Source organism: Stenotrophomonas sp. LM091, from assembly GCF_001806305.1.
GTDB classification, from domain to species: domain Bacteria; phylum Pseudomonadota; class Gammaproteobacteria; order Xanthomonadales; family Xanthomonadaceae; genus Stenotrophomonas; species Stenotrophomonas bentonitica_A.
On record NZ_CP017483.1, the window covers coordinates 3,083,370 to 3,104,095 of the forward strand.

Sequence of the window (20,726 nt, forward strand, 5' to 3'; positions counted from 1 at the left end):
CATGGAAATACAATTGACCGGAGAGCAGTCCGCCGCGCTGGATGCCATTAGAACCTTTCTTCTTGATGACACTCGAGATGCTTTTGTCCTGCGTGGCAGTGCAGGCACTGGTAAGACCACACTTGTTGCCCAACTGGTCAAAACTCTAGAGGAGATGAACCTTTCCTGCAGCCTCCTGGCACCGACAGGCCGGGCAGCCCGAATTCTGGGCAACAAGATCAAGCAAATCACTGGAAACTCTGGATACGAAGGGTCGACTATCCATCGGGCGATTTACATGCTTACCAATTTGGAGGTGAATGAAGGGGCCGAGACGGCTAACGACCCGGGGATGCGGATGATCTTCCCGTTGAAGGAGGAAGAACCGGTTGTTTCCTTGTTTGTGATCGACGAATCGTCAATGGTTGGAGATAAGGAGAATCACGGTGATTTCATGCAGTTCGGTTCAGGCCGATTGCTCCTGGATATCGTGACCTTTGCCCGAATGAACAGATCAGGTCGCACAAAGAATCACCTTACCAAGCTGCTTTTCGTCGGCGATCCTGCGCAGCTACCTCCGGTTGGAGAAAATGCGTCACCGGCCTTGTCAGATGCGTATCTGAGTGAGCAATTCAAGTTGAAGGTGGATTCGTTCGATTTGAAAAATGTCATGCGTCAGGCGCAGGGCAGTGCCATTCTCGACCGCGCGACGGAGTTGCGCGACGCGATGCTGGCCGAGCGGTTCAATAAATTTTCACTGCAGCCCAATGGACAGGATATTGAACAGGTAGATGCCCAAAGAGCCGTCGATCTGGTCGTTCAATGGTTGCAGACAAAAACTTCTAACGTCGCAGTCGTGCACTCTAACGCCAATGCGCTGGACTACAACCGTAACATCAGAGATCGTCGTTGGGGCGATGCCAGTCTGCCTATCCAGGTGGGCGAAACGCTGTTAATAAACAAAAACTCAACAACGCACGAACTCAGCAATGGCGATCTGGTCAAGGTCATAGAGGTGGGAGCAGACGCACAACGTGTGCCAGTAAATCTCAAGGGAGGCCACCATGTTGAGTTGTGGTTCCGCAATATCACCGTTGCTTTTCGTGATGCGGATGGCAGCGTCATCCAGACAAACTGCCTGGTACTAGAGAACTTGCTAGATTCGCCTAACCGTGAATTGACCCCGTTGGAGCAGCGGGCGCTTTTGGTAGATTTTCGAAAGCGCCACCCTGACCTGCATCCAAAGTCGGCTGAATTCCGGAAAGTTATCCGTGACGACCCGTACTTCAACGCGCTCCAGGTCAAGTACGGCTATGCCATGACCTGTCACAAGGCGCAGGGCGGGGAATGGAATACTGTCCTTGTTGACTTCGGGTCCGGCAGGGGCTCTCGCAATGCATCGTTCTTTCGTTGGGCTTATACGGCCATCACGCGAGCAGCCAAGAAACTGATCATCGTGAATCCCCCTGACTTCACACCCACCGGTGACATCGCCTGGACTGGCTCATCAGGCGCGTCTGAAAAACCTGAAAAGGCTGGACTTCAGGAGCTCATGACTGATCCAGACTGGCAGAGGCTTTCGTTCACACCCGCTATTGCCCCCTTGATGAAAACCCATCAGCAGTTACGCCTGGTGTGGGGGGCTCAAGGCATCGAAATTGAACAGTTGCAGCACTTGCAGTATTGCGAGCGCTACACCCTTTCGCGCAATGGCAAACGCGCCGTAGTTCAGTATTACTACAATGGCAAATTACAGGTCAGTCGCTCTGGATCTGTTCCTGGCGCCTTATCAGATAGTCAATTGGCGGAGGATGCGCTCACATCGCTTGGTGTGCTGGCTGCCAAATCCAGCACGGAGCAGCCAAGCCAGTTCATACAAGAGTTTCTGGATGGTCTGGATAAAGCTATTGCCGAATCGGGAATTCAACGTATCGGTCAAAAGTCGATGCCGTATCGGCTGCGATTGAGCTTTGCTGATGCTTGTCGCAAAGGTGAGATTGATTTCACTTACGACGGCGCCTTTACTTGGACGGCTGCTCAGGAAGTCGGCGGCCCAGGCAGTAGCCACGGCCTCTATGAGGAAGTACAGCGCTTGATGACGGCGCAAAAAGAGGAAAACCAGTGAGCTCCAGTGAAATCTTTGCACTTCGCAAGCAAAAACGGCATGCAGAAGCCCTGGATTTGGCCAGGTCGGAGTACCCCCAAAACAATGCTGACGTATGGTTTCTTCGAGCATACGCATGGGCGCTGTATGACCATGTAAAAGAAATCGTCGATCGTTACGAGACAAAGCAGCTATCTCCTGCGGCGTTATCTGGCCAACTGTCACCGGACATGCGCGAGTTCTCGCACATGGCTGACGCACTGCGTGGCGATAGTGCTTTTTCACAATTTCTTCGCCTTGCGGGGAAGGCATCCAAGGATTGGTCTGAATTTCTTCTTTTTGCCCGCTGGGTGGGAAACGAAAGTTTTTCAGAAGAGGACAAGAAGCCTTTCGTCAATGAGGCAGGAAAGACTGTAGATAGTTTGTATAAACGCTTCATACGTGCCGTCTGTCGTGAGACAGTGGCTAAGGCTGTCGATCCTCAGTCGGATCCGACGCTGAATGAGTGGGGTCTTGGCGTTTTGGAACAAGCGCTAAAGAATGAGCCAAACGACCAATGGCTCAACTACTACCAGAGCAAACTGCACCTGGCCAACGGCGAGCCAGACCTTGCGATCAAGCGATTGACGCCAGTGTTACGTCGACAGTCGCGCGCGGCTTGGCCATGGGCGCTACTAGGCGAGATCCTGGAAGTTGAGCACCCACAGGATGCGTTGACTTGTTATGCCCATGCAACCCAGCTGGCTCGGGAGGAGCAGGAAGTCGCAAGGGTTCGAATCCATTTGGCACAGCGCCTCGCGCTTGCGGGCCGTTTCAATGAGGCAGCACTACAGGCGAACCTGGCACTGCAGTACAGGGAAAAGCACGCCTATAAGGTGCCCCAGGAACTGCATCAACTGCTTACCAGTGACTGGTATCAAGACGCACTCGCCAATAACTCTCTACAGCCGCTGCCGAAAGCTGAGTCCAGTGCACGTGCATTGCTTCAACAACTGGACCGACAAAACCTTACCTACACTCGCGGTGTCATTGACCACATCAATGCAGAAAAGGGGCTCAGCTATATAGCGACCGGCGCCGCTACCGGCCTCGGGCTTTTGCATAAAAAGTTTCCCACAGTGGCAAGCTTGTTGCCAGGTACTGTAGTGGAGATTGGGCGTGCAGAGGTTGAAGGCCAAGCTCTGGATTGGCGAATATCAGAGGTTCAAACCATTCCTGGCCTGTTTGAAATTTTTAGCGGCACTTTGAATAGGCAGGAGGGAAAAACATTTGCATTCATCAGCACCAGCCGAGATGACGTCTTCGTCGCCCCAGAGATGGCAGAGACCTTTACTCCTGAGGTGCAATACGACGTCACCTGTCAGGCCATTCGGCGTACCAACAAGCAGGGTAAGACCGGCTGGCGTGCTGTGAAATTCATCGAGAAAAAAGAGCAGCAGCTCTCCGCTGACTTCTAAGAGACAGGCATACATGGCCTTCGACCAAACAACAAGAAACCGCCTCCAGCGCTTCGTCAACGATGCGCGCCGGGTGCTGGAAGAGGAATTCACCCGCCAGCTGCAGAACGACTATGGCATGGACCCGAACGCGGGCACCGTGGCGGAGCTAGCCAGCTTGCGCCATATCAACGACGCCCAGCGCGAATCCGCCCGCATCCTGCGCGACACCCTGGCCCACTACACCGCTAGTGGCGACATGAATGCTACCCAGGGGCTGGACCGCATCGTCCGCGAGCAAGCCTTTACCGTGCTCAACCGCCTGGCGGCGCTGCGCATGGCGGAGGCGCGTGGCCTACTGGTTGAGTCGGTCGGCAACGGCTTCCAGGCCAAGGGCTTTCAGCTCTACGCCCGGCTGGCTGGCATCGGCCTGGGCGAAACCGGCGATGCCTATCGCACCTACCTGTTCAGTGTGTTCGATGAGCTGAGCCAGGACTTGCCTGGATTATTCGACCGCTACTCACCGCAGGGTCGCCTGTTCCCGCGCGAAGCCGCGCTGCTGCAGGTGCTCAACCTGATCAACGATGCCGACATCGCCCCGCTATGGAGCGAGGACGAAACCATCGGCTGGATCTACCAGTACTTCAACTCCAAAGAAGAGCGCAAGGCGATGCGCGATGCGTCGCAGGCGCCGCGTAACAGCCGCGAGCTGGCGGTACGCAACCAGTTCTTCACGCCGCGCTACGTGGTCGAGTTCCTGGTGGACAACACCTTGGGTCGGCTGTGGTTCAACGCCACGGGAGGCGATACCGATCTGCGCGAGCATTGTCAGTACCTGCTGGTCAAGCCCGACGAAATGCGCCAGGCCGCTACCAAGCTGCGCGATCCGCGCACGCTGAAGCTGCTGGACCCGGCCTGCGGCTCCATGCACTTTGGTCTGTATGCATTTGACCTGTTCGCTGAGATCTATCGCGAGGCCTGGGCCTGGGAGCAGCAGCACGGCCCCGGCTCGCTGGATGTTTCGACCCAACCCCAGGCTGCACTCAAGCCAATGAGCCAGACCTACGAAGATGAGGCTGCATTTCTGCGAGATGTGCCGCGCCTGATCATCGAACACAACATCTATGGCGTGGATATCGACCCGCGTGCCGCGCAAATCGCTTCATTGGCGTTATGGCTGCGGGCACAGCGTGCTTGGCACGATGCCGGTGTCAAAGCCAAAGACCGCCCGCTGATCGGGCGGGGGCATGTGGTGGCCGCGATTGCACCGCCGGCAGAGCGTGAGTTGCGCCAGCAGTTCGTGACCAACCTCGATCAGCGCGACGCCGAGCTGTTCGAGAAGACCCTGCGACTGCTCAAGGGCCTGCCGGAGCTCGGAGTGCTGCTCCAGGTCGAGCGCGAGTTGCCGCATTTGATTCGGCAGGTCTATGTGGGCAAAGGCACCGGCCTGTTTGCTGTGCAGGAGCAGGAGAACTGGCAGCAAGCGGAGGAGCGACTACGCGAGGCGCTTACTGAGTTTGCCCAGGCGGCAAAGTCGACGTACCAAGGGCGCCTATTTGCGCAGGATGCGCTACAGGGCTTGCGGCTCATCGATCTGTGCCGAGAAGTGTTTGATGTGGTGGTGATGAATCCACCGTTTGGCGCGCTGGCTGCCAAGACCAAGGATCAACTCGCCAAAGCCTATCCGCGCAGCAAGAACGATTTGCTGGCCATTATGGTGGAGCGTGGCCTGGAACTGCTGCGCCCCGGCGGTCGCATCGGCGCCATCACCTCGCGCACTTGTTTCTTCCTCTCCAGTTTCCAGAAGTGGCGTGAGCAGGTGGCCTTGGGTATTGCCAAGCCAGTAGTCATGGCCGACCTGGGGCATGGCGTGATGGACGACGCGATGGTCGAAGCCGCCGCTTACGTATTGGAGAAAGCCGCGTGACGATCTTCTTGAGATTATTGGCAAGCTCTGAAAAGGAGCAAGAGTTGGCCTCAGTAGTCCGGGCAGTGAGAGCTGGCGGCCTAGATGCTAGGGTTTATGTCCGTGACACATCTGTATTCTCGATGGTTCCGAGTTCTCCATTTTCGTATTGGGAGGCTCAGTGTTTCCTAGAGGCATTCGGCCAAACCCCTCCTTTCGAGTCGAATGGTCGGAGAATATTCAAAGGGGCAGCCACTAGCGACAACTTCAGATTTGTCCGTACTTCGTGGGAGTGTAGTGCTGATCAGAGACTCTGGTTTCCCTACGCTAAAGGCGGTGGGTACTCTCCCGTTTACTCGGACGTCCCGCTTCTCGTGAATTGGGCCAATAACGCCGCTGAAATGGAAGCGGAAGTCCTCAAGAAATACCCATATTTGAACGGTGATGCGGACTGGGTTCTTCACCGAGAATCCTATTACTTACAGCCAGGCATTACTTGGCCGGCTCGAACAACAAGTCAACTCGGTATGCGGGCTATGCCTGCTGGTGCTGTTTTCGGTCATAAGGGACCGGCTGCATTCTTGGAAGAGCATAATGACGATGATCTGTTGAGTTTGCTTTCTGTCTGTATATCTGCCCCTTTCTTGCGATTGATAGGTTTGCAGCTTGCAGCGGGGGATGCGGCTGCACGTTCGTACGAAATCGGGACAGTCCAGCGGACGCCGATACCCGATATCTCAACGGATTCGAAGCACTTATTGGCTGTATTGGGGAGGGAGTATTGGCGCTTAAAGCGCACCCTGGACACCATCGAAGAGACGTCTCACGCGTTTGCGCTGCCCGGTGCACTGCGCGCTCGCCTGGGCGATTACGACCCACCAGCCATTGAAGCCGAGCTGGCTCGCATTCAGTCAGAGATCGACGCCATTGCCTTTGATCTCTATGGCTTTAGCGAAGCCGACCGCACTACCGTGCAGGGAAGCCACGTCGAAGCCAACCAGGGCGATGTAGAAGCCAGCAGAGACGAGGAGAGCGAGGACGATGACAGCGCTACGCCAATCGACCAAACGGCTGGCTTACTGAGCTGGGCCGTCGGCGTGGCCTTTGGCCGCTTCGACTGGCGCCTGGCTACGGGTGAGCGCGCTACGCCTGCTGAGCCAGAACCATTCGAACCACTACCGGCGAAAAGCCCCGGCATGCTCCCCGACGGTACCGCACCTTTTCATGCGTATGCGGGCATCCTGGTTGACGACCGAGGGCACCCGCATGACCTCGCGCGCTTGATTGAGGAAATTCTTGTTCGCGTCGAGGTGCCCGTACCGGAAGACGTGCGCCGTTGGCTGCAACGGGATTTTTTCGCCTTTCATCTACAGCGCTACTCCAAGAGTCGCCGCAAAGCGCCCATCTATTGGCCGCTGTCCACGACGTCCGGCAGTTACACCCTGTGGGTCTATTACCCCAGCCTTACCAGCCAGACGCTGTACACCGCCATCAATGACTTCGTTGAGCCCAAGCTCAAACAAGTCGGTGGCGACGTGACGGTGCTGCGCAATATGGGTTCTGCCCGCACTCGTGACGACGAGAAGCAGTTCGAGGCGCTGCAAGCCTTCGAGTTGGAACTGATCGAGCTGCGCGACACCCTGCTCAAGCTGGCGCCCACCTACAACCCCAACCACGACGACGGCGTGCAGATCAGCGCCGCACCGCTGTGGCCGCTGTTCCGGCACAAGCCATGGCAGAAGGTGCTCAAGGACACCTGGGCCAAGCTAGAGAAAGGCGACTACGACTGGGCGCACCTCGCCATGAACTACTGGCCCGATCGTGTTCGAGAGAAGTGCAAGACTGACAAGTCTCTGGCTATCGCGCATGGGCTGGAGGATCTCTACATCGAGCCCGAGGCCAAACCCAAGAAGGCGCGCGGCAAGAAGAAGGCCGGGGGTGATGAATGATTCAGGATGTCAAAGCGCTGCCGGTCAGCTTCTACTTCAGCCCCGATGGGACCACGTCGTTCTTCATTCCCAAGTACCAACGCGAGTATGTATGGGGCGGCAAGAACTGGGACGCGCTGTTCAACGACCTGGAGGAGTCGCCCAGTGGGCACTTTCTGGGCTCCATCATCTGCGTGAACACCCAGCAAGATGGCATGGCCGGCGGCCGACTTGAGCTGATCGACGGCCAGCAGCGGTTTACCACCATCAGCCTGTTGTTCTGTGCGTTCTACGACAAGCTGAATGCCATTCCGAATCCGGATCGCCGTCTGCTGGTGGAGCTGGACAACCTGGAAAGCCGCATCTTCGTCCGCACTTCTGGCCAGTGGCGTCTGGAGCCCAGCGAGCAAGCGCAGAACAAGACAGATTTCCAGAAGGTGCTGAGCGATCTGTTTCCCAAGCAGGTGAAAGCGCCGAAGGGCTTGAGCAATTTCGGAAACCGCCGCATTGCGCGCGCCTACCGCTACTTCTGTGAGCGACTGGAAGGGCTCAGCCAGGACAGCGCACTGGCCCTGCTGGAAAAGCTCAAAGCGGCCATGCTGGTCAAGATCGAGGTGCGTAGCCATTCCGACGCATTCATGTTGTTCGAGTCGATCAACAACCGGGGCATCCCGCTCTCGGCCATCGACATCATCAAGAACAACCTGCTGGCCGAGTTGGACAAGCGCCCGGACTACGGCATTGACCGAGCGTTTGACGAGTGGAAAGACCTGATCGACCAGTTGCCCGACCCGGCGGTGCAGGAGCGCTTTTTGCGTCAGCTGTACAACATGTTCAAGTACCTCAAGCGGGTCGAGGTCAAAGGCTGCACCCGCGCCACGCGCTCGAACCTGATCACCATCTACGACACCCTGCTGCGCAAGCGCCCGGTCTGGCTGTTCGGCGCGCTGCAAGCCAAGGGCAAAACCTACTCGGCACTGCTCAACCCCGCCGTGGCGCGTGCGGAATGGGGCGACGCTGCCGCAGCGGCCTTGCAAGACTTGCAGCGCCTGGGAGCCGCGCCGGCTTACGCATTTTTGCTGTGGGCCAGCCAGGTGGCGCAGAGCCAGAAATGGACTGAGGGTGATGCGGTGAGCCGTCTGGCCGCTTTGCTCACCAAGTGGTTCTTTTGGCGCAACCTCACCGATATGCCGCCCACTCGCGAACTCGACCCGATGTTCATGGAACTGGTCAGCCACTTGCTGACGCAGATTCGCGGTGGCGAGATCACGGCGCTGGACGGCTTCATCCAGCAGAGCAGTAATTGGTTGCTGGGACGGGCAGCCCCACAAGATGTTTGCGAGTCGCGCCTCAAGGGCGATGTGTACCTGGAGAATTACGACGCCACGCGGTTCATGCTCTGCAAGCTGGAAGAGACACACCAAACCCGTGAAAACAAACGCGACCTGTGGGTGCATGACGCCAATGATCGCCCCGTTTTTACCGTCGAACACATCCTGCCGAAGACCGAAAACTTGGGGCCGGGCTGGGTGACGATGCTCGAAGGGAACCAGAAAGGCACTGCGGCTGCCATTCGCGAGCGCTGTGCGCACCAGCTCGGCAACCTGACCCTGAGTGGCTACAACTCCAAGCTCGGCACGATGGAATTCTTGAAGAAGCGCGATCGCAAGAACGATCAGGGTGATTTCATTGGCTACCGCAACGGCTTGTACCTGAATGCCGACTTGGCCAGCCGAGATGATTGGAACGAGGCCGCCATTACGGCGCGAACAGACAAGATGCTCAAGGAGGTGATGTCCATCCTGAGCCTGCGGGAGAACAAATGACGATTGCAGAATTCATTCGAGAAAGCGTGCTGCGGCCGCGCCTTAAGCAAGCGGGTGCCTTGGTGGTGTATGACGCCGACAAGCGCTACCGCGAGCAGTGCTTCGACCTAGCAGCCGAGAAGGTTCGGGTCATCGATGCATCTGAAAGCAGCATCGAAAGTCGCGAGGCTGCGCTGCTGGCACTGCGCGAGGTGGGGCAACCCAAGGCGCCACTGGAAGGTGTGTTGATCTATGTGCCCACCAAGCGCCCAGAAACCGACGAGCAGAAGCAAGCTGATCCATTCGCCGTATACGCAGAATGCGGCGCGGTGTTCCCGCAAGATGATGGGGACGAGTATCTGAGCCTGTGCCTGCGTGCTAAGCCAGATTACGCGACAGAAATTCGAAGCCTATTTGTGCGCGAACCACGACCGCAGTATGCGGTGATTGACGCCATTGGCGGCGGTGTGAGTTGGCCCCAGTTGCGAGCCACATTGCGGGTGGAGTCGGGCCGCGAGATTCTGGCCGCACTGCTGGCCCCGAGTGCCAGTCAATCCGAGGCACTCAAGGGGCAGGAGGGCTGGGTGCAAGAGGCGCTTGATTTCCTCCGAGCCACTCTGGGCCTGAGCGTGAAAACGCGCGGCAAGACCTGGTCCGCCCTGGCGGATGAGCTGTGGCGCTACGTACTGTTCAGCGAGTTCGTGTTTGATTTGCCGGTGGCGTTGCCGGACACCTTGAAGGGGGTGCCGCACGCACCGATGGAAGCCAAACCCATCGTCGAGGATGTGTGCGACCGTCTGCGCAGCGACCCGAAGTCACGCGCGATATACATCGAGCGCGCCGAGACCACCGAGGCGGAGCTCAACCTGACCGATCTGTGCGGTGCGATTGAAGACCTGGGCGAGCGCGACACCTTCCCCTTCGAAGAGCGGACCTTCCTGCGCACTGCGATCAAGGGCATTGTCAGCGGTGACACCGATGCCACGCGCCGTGTGCTGACCCGCCACAAGAGTTCGGTATGGCTCGGCAAGGGCGAAAGCCAGGCCCAGTGGGAGCTGGTGCGGTCTGGCTTGAGCCTGGTTGAGGCCTGCGACGATTTTGAGCGCCAGCTACCGGATCACGCCCGCTCGCAAGCGGAGCTGATTGACTTCTACCTGGGCAGTCTGCGTGAAGCAGATCGCTTGCAGCGCGAGTTTGAGCAAGCCGCAGGCGACTTCCTCGACCAGCACGGCTTGATGCATGAAGTGATCAGCCAGGCTCGAGCGCGCTATCGGCGCCTGGCCGAAAAGGTCCAGGGCGTGTTCGTGAAGCACGTCGAGACTACGGGATGGCCGCCGACTGGGCGCCTGGCCAATGCCGATGCCTTTGATCGGCTGGTAGCTGATCGACTCAAGGAAAGCGGACGCAAAGTGGCCTACCTGATGGTGGACGCCCTGCGTTACGAGTTGGGCGTGGCCCTCGAAAAGCTGCTGGCGGAAGACGGTCCCGTCGAGTTGCAAGCGGCCTACGCACAGCTGCCGACCATCACCCTAGTGGGCATGGCGAGCTTGCTGCCGGGCGCTCGCACGGGTTTGACCCTGGCGCTGGAGAGCGACTCACTCCTGCCCAAGCTGGCGGGGGCGCCGGTGGGCAACGTCCCGCAGCGCATGAATGTGCTGGCCAAGCGGTATGGAGATCGCTTCGCGGAAATGCCGCTTAATGATTTTGTCCGTGGTAAGCCGAAGATCGCGGAGACCGTCGATCTGCTGGTGCTTCGCTCCACGGAAATCGACAGCCAACTGGAAAGCAACCCAGAGACAACGCTCGGGCTGATCCCTGGCACGCTGAAGCTGATCCGCGTGGCACTGCATAAGCTGCGTGGCATGGGCTTCAAAGAGGCGGTCATCGTCACCGACCACGGCTTCTTCCTGAACGCGCAAGCAGAAGCTGGCGATGTGTGCGTGAAACCGCAAGGCAAGTGGCCGGTGAATGCCCATGACCGCATGATGCTGGGCGACGGCACAGCGGATGGTCACAGCTTGGTTGTCAGTGCAGAGAAGGTCGGCATTCGCGGTGATTTCACCCAAGTGGCACTACCGCGCAGCATGGCGCCTTATCGCTCAGGGCACCTGTATTTCCACGGCGGAGCATCCCTGGCCGAGGCCGTTGTGCCGGTGTTGGTGGCCAGGTTGGATACCGCTGCTCATGCGGAACTGCGCAAGGTGGTGGTGGAGTTGAGCTACAAGAACGGCGCCAAACGAATAACTACGCGATTGCCGGTCATCGAAGTGATACTGGTGGCCGACGACATGTTCTCGCAAGACATGAGCGTGGAGATCTTGCTGGAAGCGCAAGACAGCAAGGGCAATGTGGTGGGAGAGCCGCGCCCAGGTGGCGATGTGAACCCCGCGACCAGAACTTTGACCCTGATGCCAGGCCAGCGCAAGCAGATTGCGCTGCGAATGGATGATGAGTTCAGAGGCAAGTTCTCGGTCAAAGCGCTGAACCCAACGACTCTGGCTGCCTACAGCAATCTGGCGCTTGAAACCGACTATACGGAATGAGCCCTATGGACGAACTCGACCAAAAACTAAACGCCACATTCGACGGCAAGGTGCTTCGCAAAGACCTGCTGCATCGAATCAAAAAAGGCACCAACGTCCCGACGTTCGTCCTGGAGTTCCTCCTTGCCAAGTATTGCGCCAGCAATGACCAGGCAGAGATGGATGCTGGCATGGAGGCCGTGCTGTCGTCACTGCAGGAGAACTACGTTAGGCCGGACGAGGCCAACGCCGCGCAGTCCAAGGTCGCCACCAAGGGCAAGCATCGCTTCATCGACAAGGTCCATGTCCGTTACGTCGAAAAAGAAAAGCGCCACTGGGCATCGCTGGAGAACTTCAACTCGCAACGCATCGCGATTGGTGAAAAATTCTACCGCGACAACGACAGGTTGCTGGAAGGTGGCATTTGGGCGGAGGTGACCCTGGCGCACAACGACATAGATGAAGACGACTATGCGTTTTCCATTGAGGATCTGCGGCCGATCCAGCTGACTCGTTTTGACTTCGACCGTTATGCAGAGGGGCGCGGGGCATTCACGCGTGATGAGTGGCTCGCGGCGGTGTTACGCTCTGTGGGACTGGAACCCAGCAAGCTCTCGAAGCGCGTGCAGATGCACTTCATCGCCAGGTTGGCTGCGCTGGTTGAGCCCAACTACAACTACATCGAGCTGGGACCACGCGGCACCGGCAAGTCCTATTTCTTCAGTGAATTCTCGCCCTACGCCACCTTGATCTCGGGCGGCCAAGCGACCAAGGCAACGCTGTTCTACAACAACGCGCGCCGCAAGGTGGGCTTGGTTGGCTTCTGGGACACGGTTGCCTTTGACGAGGTTGGCGGGATCAAAGTGCGCGATCCGGACACCATCCAGATCATGAAGGACTTCATGGCCAACGGGCGCTTTTCGCGCGGGGCTGAGGTTATTGCTGATGCCAGTTTGAGCTTCGTTGGCAACATCGACGTGTCCGTGCAGCAGGTGGTCAACTCTAACGAGCACGATCTTTTCCAGCCGTTGCCGCCAGAGCTCGACTTGGCCGTGATGGACCGTTTCGCCGCGTACATTCCAGGCTGGGAGATGCCGAAGAACAGCAGCGAGTTCCTGACCAGCAACTACGGCTTCATCACTGATTATTTGGCCGAGGCCTTCCACTACCAGTTCAAGCACACGAATCGGTATGAGGAAGTGAGCAAGCGCATTCGGCTCGGTAAATCAATCGAGGGGCGCGACGAGAAAGGTATCAAGAAGACCGTCTGTGCATTCTTGAAGGTGCTGCACCCCAACGGGCCGCCGACGGATGAGGAGTTCGAGGAATACGTGGCCTATGCCACGGAGTGCCGCCGCCGCGTCAAGGAGCAGATGAACAAGCGCAAACCGGATGACGAGTTTGCCCGGATCAATCTGTCTTACTTCAAGGCCAGCGGTGAGGAGGTGGTGGTCTTCTGCCCTGAGTCCAAAGATGCATCGGCAACACAGGAGCCAGCTCGCCGTCGCTTGAATCAGGCGGATGGGCAGCCGACTGAGGCAGTCGAAGTGCAACCCACTGCACAAGCGGCACCTGCTGCACTGGAGACTCCAGCGGGCCCGACCCCGGTATCACCGGCCCCGGCTTCGATTGCGGTTGGGCCGTCACCGATCGAGCTCAAGGAACAGCACTTCACCATCCTCTATGGCGACACCGGGTACAGCTATGAGTCGATCCTCGGCCCCTACCTCCAAGGCGCGAAGTCTGTCGTGATCGAAGATCCGTACATTCGTCTGCAACACCAGATTCAGAATTTCGTGCGCTTCTGCGAAACGGTGCTGAAGGCTGGAACCGTGAAGAAGATCAGCCTGATCACCGGCTACGACGATAAGACCCAGTTGGCCGACATCGCTGAGAAGCTCGATGAGTTGGAGCAGAGCCTGCTGGAATTGGATGTCGAGCTGGAAGTGAAGTTGAACCCGAACATGCACGACCGAGAGATTCGTATCGACAACGGCTGGGTGATCAAGATTGGCCGGGGGTTGGACTTCTTCCAAAAGCCCGGAGGGTGGTTCGAGGTAGGCGTAAATGATCTCAGTTTGCGTAAATGTCTTGAGACCAAGGTTGATATATTCAGGGTTGGAATAAATATTTGACCTGATTTTCCATAAAAGAAATTCAGTTTAATTTTATTAATATGATTGTAAAAAATCTCAAGCACATATCATTTTGATGAGGCTGGCGGCTGCTGGCTTCGCGTGTAGATGCTCCGCGATGATGCATCTGCTTTGGATATGGCTGTATGAAAGAAAGATCCGATTGTCTGTACTGTGTTTTGGTCGTCGCAGCATCCATCATCGCTGCGGTTGCTCGATGTGCTCTGTCTTCGGGCAGTGAAGACATCGACCCTTTTAATTGATACTGCATTGGCATACGCACAAGGCCCGGCATCGTCCGGGCCTTGTGCGTTTGTGCCGTAAGAAGCGAGGAAAATACGATGCATCTGGTTGAAACAATGGCCTATGCCGGTGCTAAGCCGTGGCACGGTCTGGGCAATAAGCTTGAACAGCAACAGCCCATTGAGGTCTGGAAGCGTCAGGCAGGCATGGATTGGCAGATCGAGGACTCCGAGGTCCGCTTCATCACGGGTAGCAATGCCATCGGTGCCATCCACTCCTTCCCGGAGCAGAAAGTGCTCTATCGCTCCGATACCAGGGAGCCGTTGGCAGTCGTCTCCAAGCGGTTCAAGGTGGTCCAGCCGGGAGAGATCCTGGAGTTCTACCGTAATCTGACGCAGCACAGTGGCTTTGAACTGGAGACGGCGGGTGTGCTCAAGGGTGGCAAGAAGTTCTGGGCCATGGCTCGTACGGGCCAGAGCACGTCGCTGAAGGGGCGTGACCGGGTGGATGGCTATCTTTTGCTTGCTACTGCCTGTGACGGCACGTTGGCCACCACGGCGCAGTTCACCTCGGTGCGGGTGGTGTGCAACAACACCTTACAGATCGCTCTGGGAGACAGCAGCGGAGCCATCAAGGTCCCGCACCGCAGTCAGTTCGACCCGGATGCTGTGAAGCGCCAGTTGGGGATCACCGTCTCGACCTGGGACAACTTCGTGTCTCGCATGAAAGCCATCTGTGACCGTCCAGTTGACCCCGATACGGTCGATGGTCTGTTGCGACGGGTGCTTACCTACCAAGGCCAGGGCACCACCGCTGAGGTCGTCAACGAGCAGGCGCTGGCCAGTGTCCGTGCCCTGTATGAGGGCGGCGGTCGAGGCGCGTTGTTGTCTTCCAGCCGTGCAACGGCCTGGGGCGTACTCAACAGCGTCACGGAGTACGTTGACCACCACCGACGAGCTCGTAGCGATGATCACCGCCGTGATGCGGCATGGTTCGGTGCTGGAGCTCAGCTCAAGCAGCGCGCGTGGGATGAAGTGATGAAGTTGGTGGCCTGATGGAAGCGCAGGCCTATCACATGACCACATTAGGGGCCGGATCCAATGAGGAGGAGAGCAGGATCCGGGTACGTGAGGACAGGACGATTGCGAGGGCGCTGCAGATCCTGCAGAAACGGGCATCGTTGCCAGGGGAGGTGCTGGGAGGAGCAACCCAGGGTGCATTGTTCTTCCGGCTACGTCTGGGAGGCGAAAACCGCGAGCATTTCGAGGTTGCCTTTCTCAACACGCAGTTCCAGCTCATCGCAGTTGAGCGGCTTTTCTCAGGGACGATTGATGCAGCCGAGGTCCATCCTCGGATCGTGGTTCAGAGGGCACTTGCCCACAATGCATCGGCGGTACTCATGGCTCACAACCATCCAAGCGGTAGCTTGCAGCCCTCTGCGTCAGATCGGGCAGTCACGGCGCGGCTGAAGGCTGCCTTGGACACCGTGGACGTGAGGCTGTTGGACCATTTCGTTGTCACCAGCCATGAGGTGGTCTCGATGGCCTCTCAAGGCATGGTCTGACAGAGCTGCAGCGATCAGTGCTGTCGCTTCGCCCATTCATCTTGCCCACATCGATAGCTTGAAATGAAAGACCTGACCAAGGCCGCCCATCAAGGCGGCCTTTTCTATTCCGGAGATTGCCAATGAGCAAGCACACCGCGTTGCGTTTGGTTGATACGCGTTCACTGGATCGCCAGCAGTGGCTGGAGGTCCGCAATGGCGGCATCGGTAGTTCGGATGCTGCCACCGCCGTCGGGTTGAACCCCTACAAGAGCCAGCTGGAGCTGTGGCAGGAGAAGACGGGCCGCAAGCCAATGGAAGAGATCCCCCCTGGACAAGAGGATCCCCGCTACTGGGGAACCCTGCTCGAACCCATGGTGGCCACGGCCTACCAGGAGCGCACGGGGAACCGGGTACGTCGGGTCAACGCCGTTCTGCAGCACCCGACCTTTCCGCACATGCTGGCCAACCTCGATCGAGAGGTAATTGGTTCCCCGGGGGTCCAAATCCTTGAGTGCAAGACAGCAGGGGAGTTCGGCTCTCGGTTGTGGAAAGACGGGGTTCCCGAGTACGTGCAGCTGCAGGTACAGCATCAGTTGGCAGTGACGGGGAAGCAGGCAGCAGATGTGGCAGTGCTGCTGTGTGGCCAGGCGCTGAGGATCCACCGCATTGAGCGAGACGAAGAGATCATCAGCCGCTTGGTGGTATTGGAGGTCCGGTTCTGGGAGCACGTCATCAATGACATCGAGCCACCAGCCGATGGCTCGGAGTCAGCGGCCAGGGCGTTGCGGAGCTTGTACCCAGGCAAGGACACCGTTGTCGATTTCAGTCAGGACCCGGAATTGGTCGAGACCTTCACCAACCTTGTCTCGTTCACTGAGGCAGTTGCAGAGCAGGAACAGCAGGTAGAACTGCTCAAGCAGACACTGCAGCAAGCCATGGGGGACGCTTCCATTGCCCGGTTCGGCTCACTGGGAGAAGTCATCTACCGCCGTAGTAAGGATGGCACGTCACTGGATACCAAGCGGCTCGCAGCCGAGCACCCGGAGATCGCTGCGGCCTACACGGCAGTCCGTCCGGGGTCGCGCCGATTCCGGATCAACACCACGATCAAAGAGGTCACATCATGCTGAAGGGACTGGCCATAACGCCGCCCGTGATTGGGCGTATTTCCATCGGCCGGGTAGTAGAGCGCAATGGCAAGCGGCTGCCCGAAAAGGACGACCAGTTCACCCTCACCAGCCAGGTACAGAACCGTGATGGCTGGGTGCTGCACCCGCTGGATGAAGAGCTGCGGAAGGCATCGGAGGGTAACAAGCTGCGATCCATCCCGGTGCGCCTGCTCTTCGACGATCCAACCCTGAACCTCCGGGCTGACTATTCGCTGTTCAATCGCGAGAACGGAAGACCGCTGTGTGTAGGCAATGGAGACACCTGCCGGTGTCGTTTTCAGAAGACGACCGCACCATCTGACTGGATGTAACGCCTGGTGTGCATACGGCTCCTGACAGCCCAATATCAGGAGTCGTCTGCACCAATCTCGACTATGCTCAATACTCGTGTGCACCAAAGCGAGGTTTGGGCATGACATCAGACACTCCACCGATGATGGTGCGCTTGTCGCGTTTCAACGCCGCCTCTTCCCGGCGTTCGGCGCGCCGGAACATCTGTCCGATCAGTCGTTCGAACATTACCACGGCATCGTCGGTCAGGGCCACCTGCGTTTCGATGACGGTGGCGATCAGAACAGCCCGACGACGGATCGGGTTCAGGACGGAAAGATGTTGCGCGGTAAGCCGGACGCCCTGCTGGTTGAGACGGCGCAGCCGCTCGGGATGGACCGGAGCCACGACTTCAGGGGCCAAGCCGATTGCGCGGAGTGCGGACAACCGCTCAAGAATCGCCGCGAAGGAACGGCGCCCAGGCCTGCCGGGCGGTTGGCGAATCCACGCAAGAGTGATGATCCGGCCTTCATCGTGCTGCAGCAACAGCGAATCCAGCAGGCCGCATTGTGCCGAGGTCAGATGGACCGTCAGCAAATCGCCCACTTTCCGCTCGGCGTCGAGCAGGGCCTTGCTCACCATACGTTCCAGGGATGTGATGCCGGGCACGATTATCCGCCGTCTCCGGAATTCCTCGATCAAGATCCGCGCCAGATCGATTCCGCCGGTCATGGTGAGGGCGATCGGCAGGAGCCAGGCCTGCAGTTCAGCCTGGATCGGACGGCTCAATTGGCGAAAACCGAATACCTCGCGCAGCGTGTCGAGTTGCTCGTACCGGGTGGGGCCGCGCGTGGCATAGTCCGCAAGTAGGTCCGGCGCGATGCCGAGCTGATCCCCGACGAACCTGAGAGGAGCATCGGGGATGAATTCGCCGGGCTTCAGCAGCCGGCCGGGATAGCGCAAGGCACAGAGCTGTAGCGCAAAACCGAGACGGTTGTGGGGACGCCTTCGGCTCGTGATGGCGCGCAGATCGTCGACACCGAGCGTCCAGTACCGCACCAGGTCGGCTTCGTTTTCGGGCAAGGCGAACAATTCGGCATGTTGCGCCTCGGTCAGGACAGAACGGCGGGGCATCTAGTTAGGCCTTGGCTGGCCCCGTCCAGCCAATCCGATCGAGCGTGCCGATGAGGGTCGATCGGGGCACCTTGAAGGACCGGCACACTGACGCTTTGCTTGCACCAGCATTGAGTGCGTCCGTGATCTGCTCGATCGTCTCCGCGTCGATGCTCGGCGGTCGACCGCCGCGTCTGCCCCGGCGCTTTGCCGCCGCCAGTCCCGCCATCACCCGCTCGCGCGTAAGCGCGCGTTCATATTGAGCAAGCGCGCCGAAAAGCGAAAACAACAATTCTCCGTGGGGCGTGGTTGTGTCCATCTGCTCCGTCAGCGATTGAAAAGCCACGCCCCGGACTTTCAGGTCGGTGATAATGGTCAGCAGGTTGGCCAAGGATCGCCCAAGGCGGTCGAGCTTCCAAACGATCAGGGTGTCGCCTTCCTTCAGGTATTCCAGACACGTCTTCAGGCCGGAGCGATCATCCCGGGCGCCCGATGCCTTATCGGAATAGAGATGGCGTTCATCGACGCCGGCGGCGAGCAGAGCATCGCGCTGGAGGTCGACCGACTGGCGGTCGTCGACCGATGAGACACGCATGTACCCGATGAGCATGTACGACAAACCCCTGGATCAATGTTGTCGCACAGTAGGTCAAAGCGACAGGGTTTGTCGCGCATAATCAGCCGCGATCATGGAGCTTCAATCCGTTTGCGTCGTCCCCTGTCGGGAAACATGCGGTTTCCGACATGGCAGCATTGCGCCCCAGTTGGTCGCTCCGGACCTAATCCAACCGCTCTAACATGACGAATGGACCACCGCAGTCTATGCCAGTCAGCGGCCGGAGGCGACAGATGGCGATCGGGAAACCCCTCAGAATCTCAAGCTGGTGTAGGCGCCGAAGTAGTTCCCGTATTTGCCGCCAACGCTTTCCAGCGACTTGCTCGGCATGAAATAGCTGTTGGCCACGCCGAATTGCAGGCGCTTGGTGGCCTGCCATGATATGTCGATTTCCATGGCGGTACCGATCCGCCGAGCGGAAGCGGACGCAAACGATGCACCGGCAGGCCCGACGTAAGCGCCGTCTGCAATGCGATGGCGCCAGTAAAGTTGGGCCCCGGTCACAATCGTCACCGATCGCGCCGGCTTCAGCGTAAGCGTTGGGTTGAGGTTCATCAAATTTGAGTAGTTGAACAAAACACCGGCATTGAGCATCTGATAACGAGGCGCAGGCGCGACAAAGGTACCCAGCGTGTCATTACCGGCGTTGCCGTCGCCGCTAAATACATTGGCTCTGAGCCCCAGGCGCGGCTGAAGGGCAACCTTGGGGAAGGTATAACCACCATCCATCATCATCGCCCATGCGCTGATGTCCTTGGTTCCAAAGCGACCGGACTGGTAGGTACCTTCCACGTCGAGATCCCAGGTCGCAGTGCGCTGCCACAGCCTCGCACCCCAGCTGCTACGGTTCTCGGAGGCCCTGCCCTGAGCGTTCAATGCAGTGTCACGCTTCACCTGGAACCAGTACCCGTCGACGCCAAAGCCAGCCACCACGTGCGGAGCGCTGACGTAAACGCCGTGGAATGACTGTGTGTGGTTAGGGGCATTGTTGAATTCGCCGTCCTTAATGTTTACGGGGCGAACGGCGAACGTGTCGACAGAGATCTTGCCGGGAAGGGCATAGGTCGCGCGCAGGCCCTGATAGAGCACACGCTGATTGACACCGTCCCGCAGCGTGACAAGCTTGCCGTTGCCAAGCGGCATTTCGAACCGACCAGGACGCAACGTCAACTTTCCAGCTTTGCCGAGCGGCACCGTCACATCGAGGAACGCCTGCTCGACGTCGAAGGGCCCCCGGTTCGGCGGAGTGACCAGGCTGGAACCGTACTCACGATTGTCGCCCAGTTCCACAAAGGCCCGGACGTGCGGCCCCATGTGCAGATCGGCCAGCAGTCGCAAGCGACGCTGCACCGGGTCATTGGCGTCATTCGCAGTGCGCCCGGCATTCTGATGATCCCAGGCGGTGTAGTATGCGCGCGCCTCACCGCCGAGGGAGAGGTATATGTCATCCGAGCCGATCGGGATGTGCTTGATCCTGTCGATCAATGGCGCATCCTTGCTGACGGGCTGCGACCAGTCCTCCGTCCAGCGGATCGCCTGGGGAAGGTTCGGCGTTCCCGTCTGCCCGCCGGGGACCGCCACGGCAGCGCGGGGCTGCGATCGTGGGGGGCGAACACCGGGTTGCGCCTGGCTGCCCATCGGGCCACCTGCGGACTCGTCCTCGGTGCTGGCCGGAGGCACCGATTGCGCCAGGGCGACAGTCGACCCGGTCATGATCGCTGCTCCCAGCAGACAGCCGCACACGATCGTCTTGGAACCTTTCAACACAGCCTTCTCCCAGACGACGCCCCTGTCTGCCGCAGTCCAGCAGCCCCACAAGCGAGGTCGTTCACATCATTTTGAAGTTCTGTCAATGCCGGGGTAAAATTGTGCAAGATTCCGGTGTAAGAGTGTACCAGTTGGATTGAACAAAAAGCCTCTTGTCGAGGCGGTGCTTTCACGTCGTCTCTCCGGC

The 20,726-nt window shown here is 58.5% G+C and carries 13 protein-coding genes and 1 pseudogene; 11 read left to right on the forward strand and 3 right to left on the reverse strand.

Features of this window, described 5'->3' with window-relative positions:
• Position 1 precedes the first annotated feature (1 nt).
• From BIZ42_RS13550 to BIZ42_RS13600, 11 genes are all read left to right on the forward strand, one after another.
• Complete coding sequence (locus BIZ42_RS13550) at positions 2 to 2,104, forward strand: DEAD/DEAH box helicase (RefSeq protein ID WP_049450108.1); 2,103 nt, start codon at positions 2 to 4, stop codon at positions 2,102 to 2,104.
• Positions 2,101 to 3,540: a hypothetical protein gene (locus tag BIZ42_RS13555; RefSeq protein WP_070426724.1), complete on the forward strand. Its 1,440-nt coding sequence runs from the start codon at positions 2,101 to 2,103 to the stop codon at positions 3,538 to 3,540. Before BIZ42_RS13550 ends, BIZ42_RS13555 begins: the two co-directional genes overlap by 4 nt.
• Positions 3,541 to 3,553: 13 nt before the next feature.
• A complete protein-coding gene (locus tag BIZ42_RS13560; RefSeq protein WP_070426725.1) occupies positions 3,554 to 5,446 on the forward strand; it encodes a hypothetical protein in 1,893 nt (630 codons plus the stop codon).
• A gap of 353 nt (positions 5,447 to 5,799) precedes the next feature.
• On the forward strand, positions 5,800 to 7,374 hold the full coding sequence (locus BIZ42_RS13565) for a type II restriction endonuclease subunit M (protein ID WP_197653666.1): 1,575 nt from the start codon (positions 5,800 to 5,802) through the stop codon (positions 7,372 to 7,374).
• Positions 7,371 to 9,179, forward strand: coding sequence for a DUF262 domain-containing protein (locus tag BIZ42_RS13570; protein ID WP_070426726.1), 1,809 nt, complete (start codon positions 7,371 to 7,373; stop codon positions 9,177 to 9,179). The genes BIZ42_RS13565 and BIZ42_RS13570 overlap by 4 nt, the downstream gene beginning before the upstream one ends.
• Positions 9,176 to 11,701, forward strand: a complete 2,526-nt coding sequence (locus BIZ42_RS13575; protein ID WP_070426727.1) for a PglZ domain-containing protein — start codon at positions 9,176 to 9,178, stop codon at positions 11,699 to 11,701. Before BIZ42_RS13570 ends, BIZ42_RS13575 begins: the two co-directional genes overlap by 4 nt.
• Positions 11,702 to 11,706: 5 nt before the next feature.
• A complete protein-coding gene (gene brxL, locus BIZ42_RS13580; protein ID WP_070426728.1) occupies positions 11,707 to 13,815 on the forward strand; it encodes a BREX system Lon protease-like protein BrxL in 2,109 nt (702 codons plus the stop codon).
• A 341-nt stretch (positions 13,816 to 14,156) separates the two neighbouring features.
• On the forward strand, positions 14,157 to 15,113 hold the full coding sequence (locus tag BIZ42_RS13585) for a DUF932 domain-containing protein (RefSeq protein WP_070426729.1): 957 nt from the start codon (positions 14,157 to 14,159) through the stop codon (positions 15,111 to 15,113).
• On the forward strand, positions 15,113 to 15,622 hold the full coding sequence (locus tag BIZ42_RS13590) for a JAB domain-containing protein (RefSeq protein ID WP_004146430.1): 510 nt from the start codon (positions 15,113 to 15,115) through the stop codon (positions 15,620 to 15,622). Before BIZ42_RS13585 ends, BIZ42_RS13590 begins: the two co-directional genes overlap by 1 nt.
• Before the next feature lie 122 nt (positions 15,623 to 15,744).
• Positions 15,745 to 16,734 (forward strand): lambda-exonuclease family protein, encoded by a 990-nt coding sequence (locus BIZ42_RS13595; protein WP_049450097.1) that lies wholly within the window; start codon positions 15,745 to 15,747, stop codon positions 16,732 to 16,734.
• Positions 16,728 to 17,084, forward strand: coding sequence for a hypothetical protein (locus BIZ42_RS13600; RefSeq protein WP_237393509.1), 357 nt, complete (start codon positions 16,728 to 16,730; stop codon positions 17,082 to 17,084). Before BIZ42_RS13595 ends, BIZ42_RS13600 begins: the two co-directional genes overlap by 7 nt.
• A gap of 112 nt (positions 17,085 to 17,196) precedes the next feature.
• Here BIZ42_RS13600 and BIZ42_RS13605 read toward each other — a convergent pair.
• From BIZ42_RS13605 to BIZ42_RS13615, 3 genes and pseudogenes are all read right to left on the reverse strand, one after another.
• Positions 17,197 to 18,177 (reverse strand): annotated as a pseudogene (locus BIZ42_RS13605) (DUF4158 domain-containing protein); the annotation flags it as partial.
• Between the two features lie 4 nt (positions 18,178 to 18,181).
• The gene (locus BIZ42_RS13610) at positions 18,182 to 18,766 is read right to left on the reverse strand and encodes a recombinase family protein (protein ID WP_070427539.1); all 585 of its coding nucleotides are present in this window, start codon (positions 18,764 to 18,766) and stop codon (positions 18,182 to 18,184) included.
• A gap of 258 nt (positions 18,767 to 19,024) precedes the next feature.
• Entirely contained in the window at positions 19,025 to 20,536 is a 1,512-nt protein-coding gene (locus BIZ42_RS13615; RefSeq protein ID WP_216636691.1) for an alginate export family protein, read from the reverse strand.
• Positions 20,537 to 20,726 lie beyond the last annotated feature (190 nt).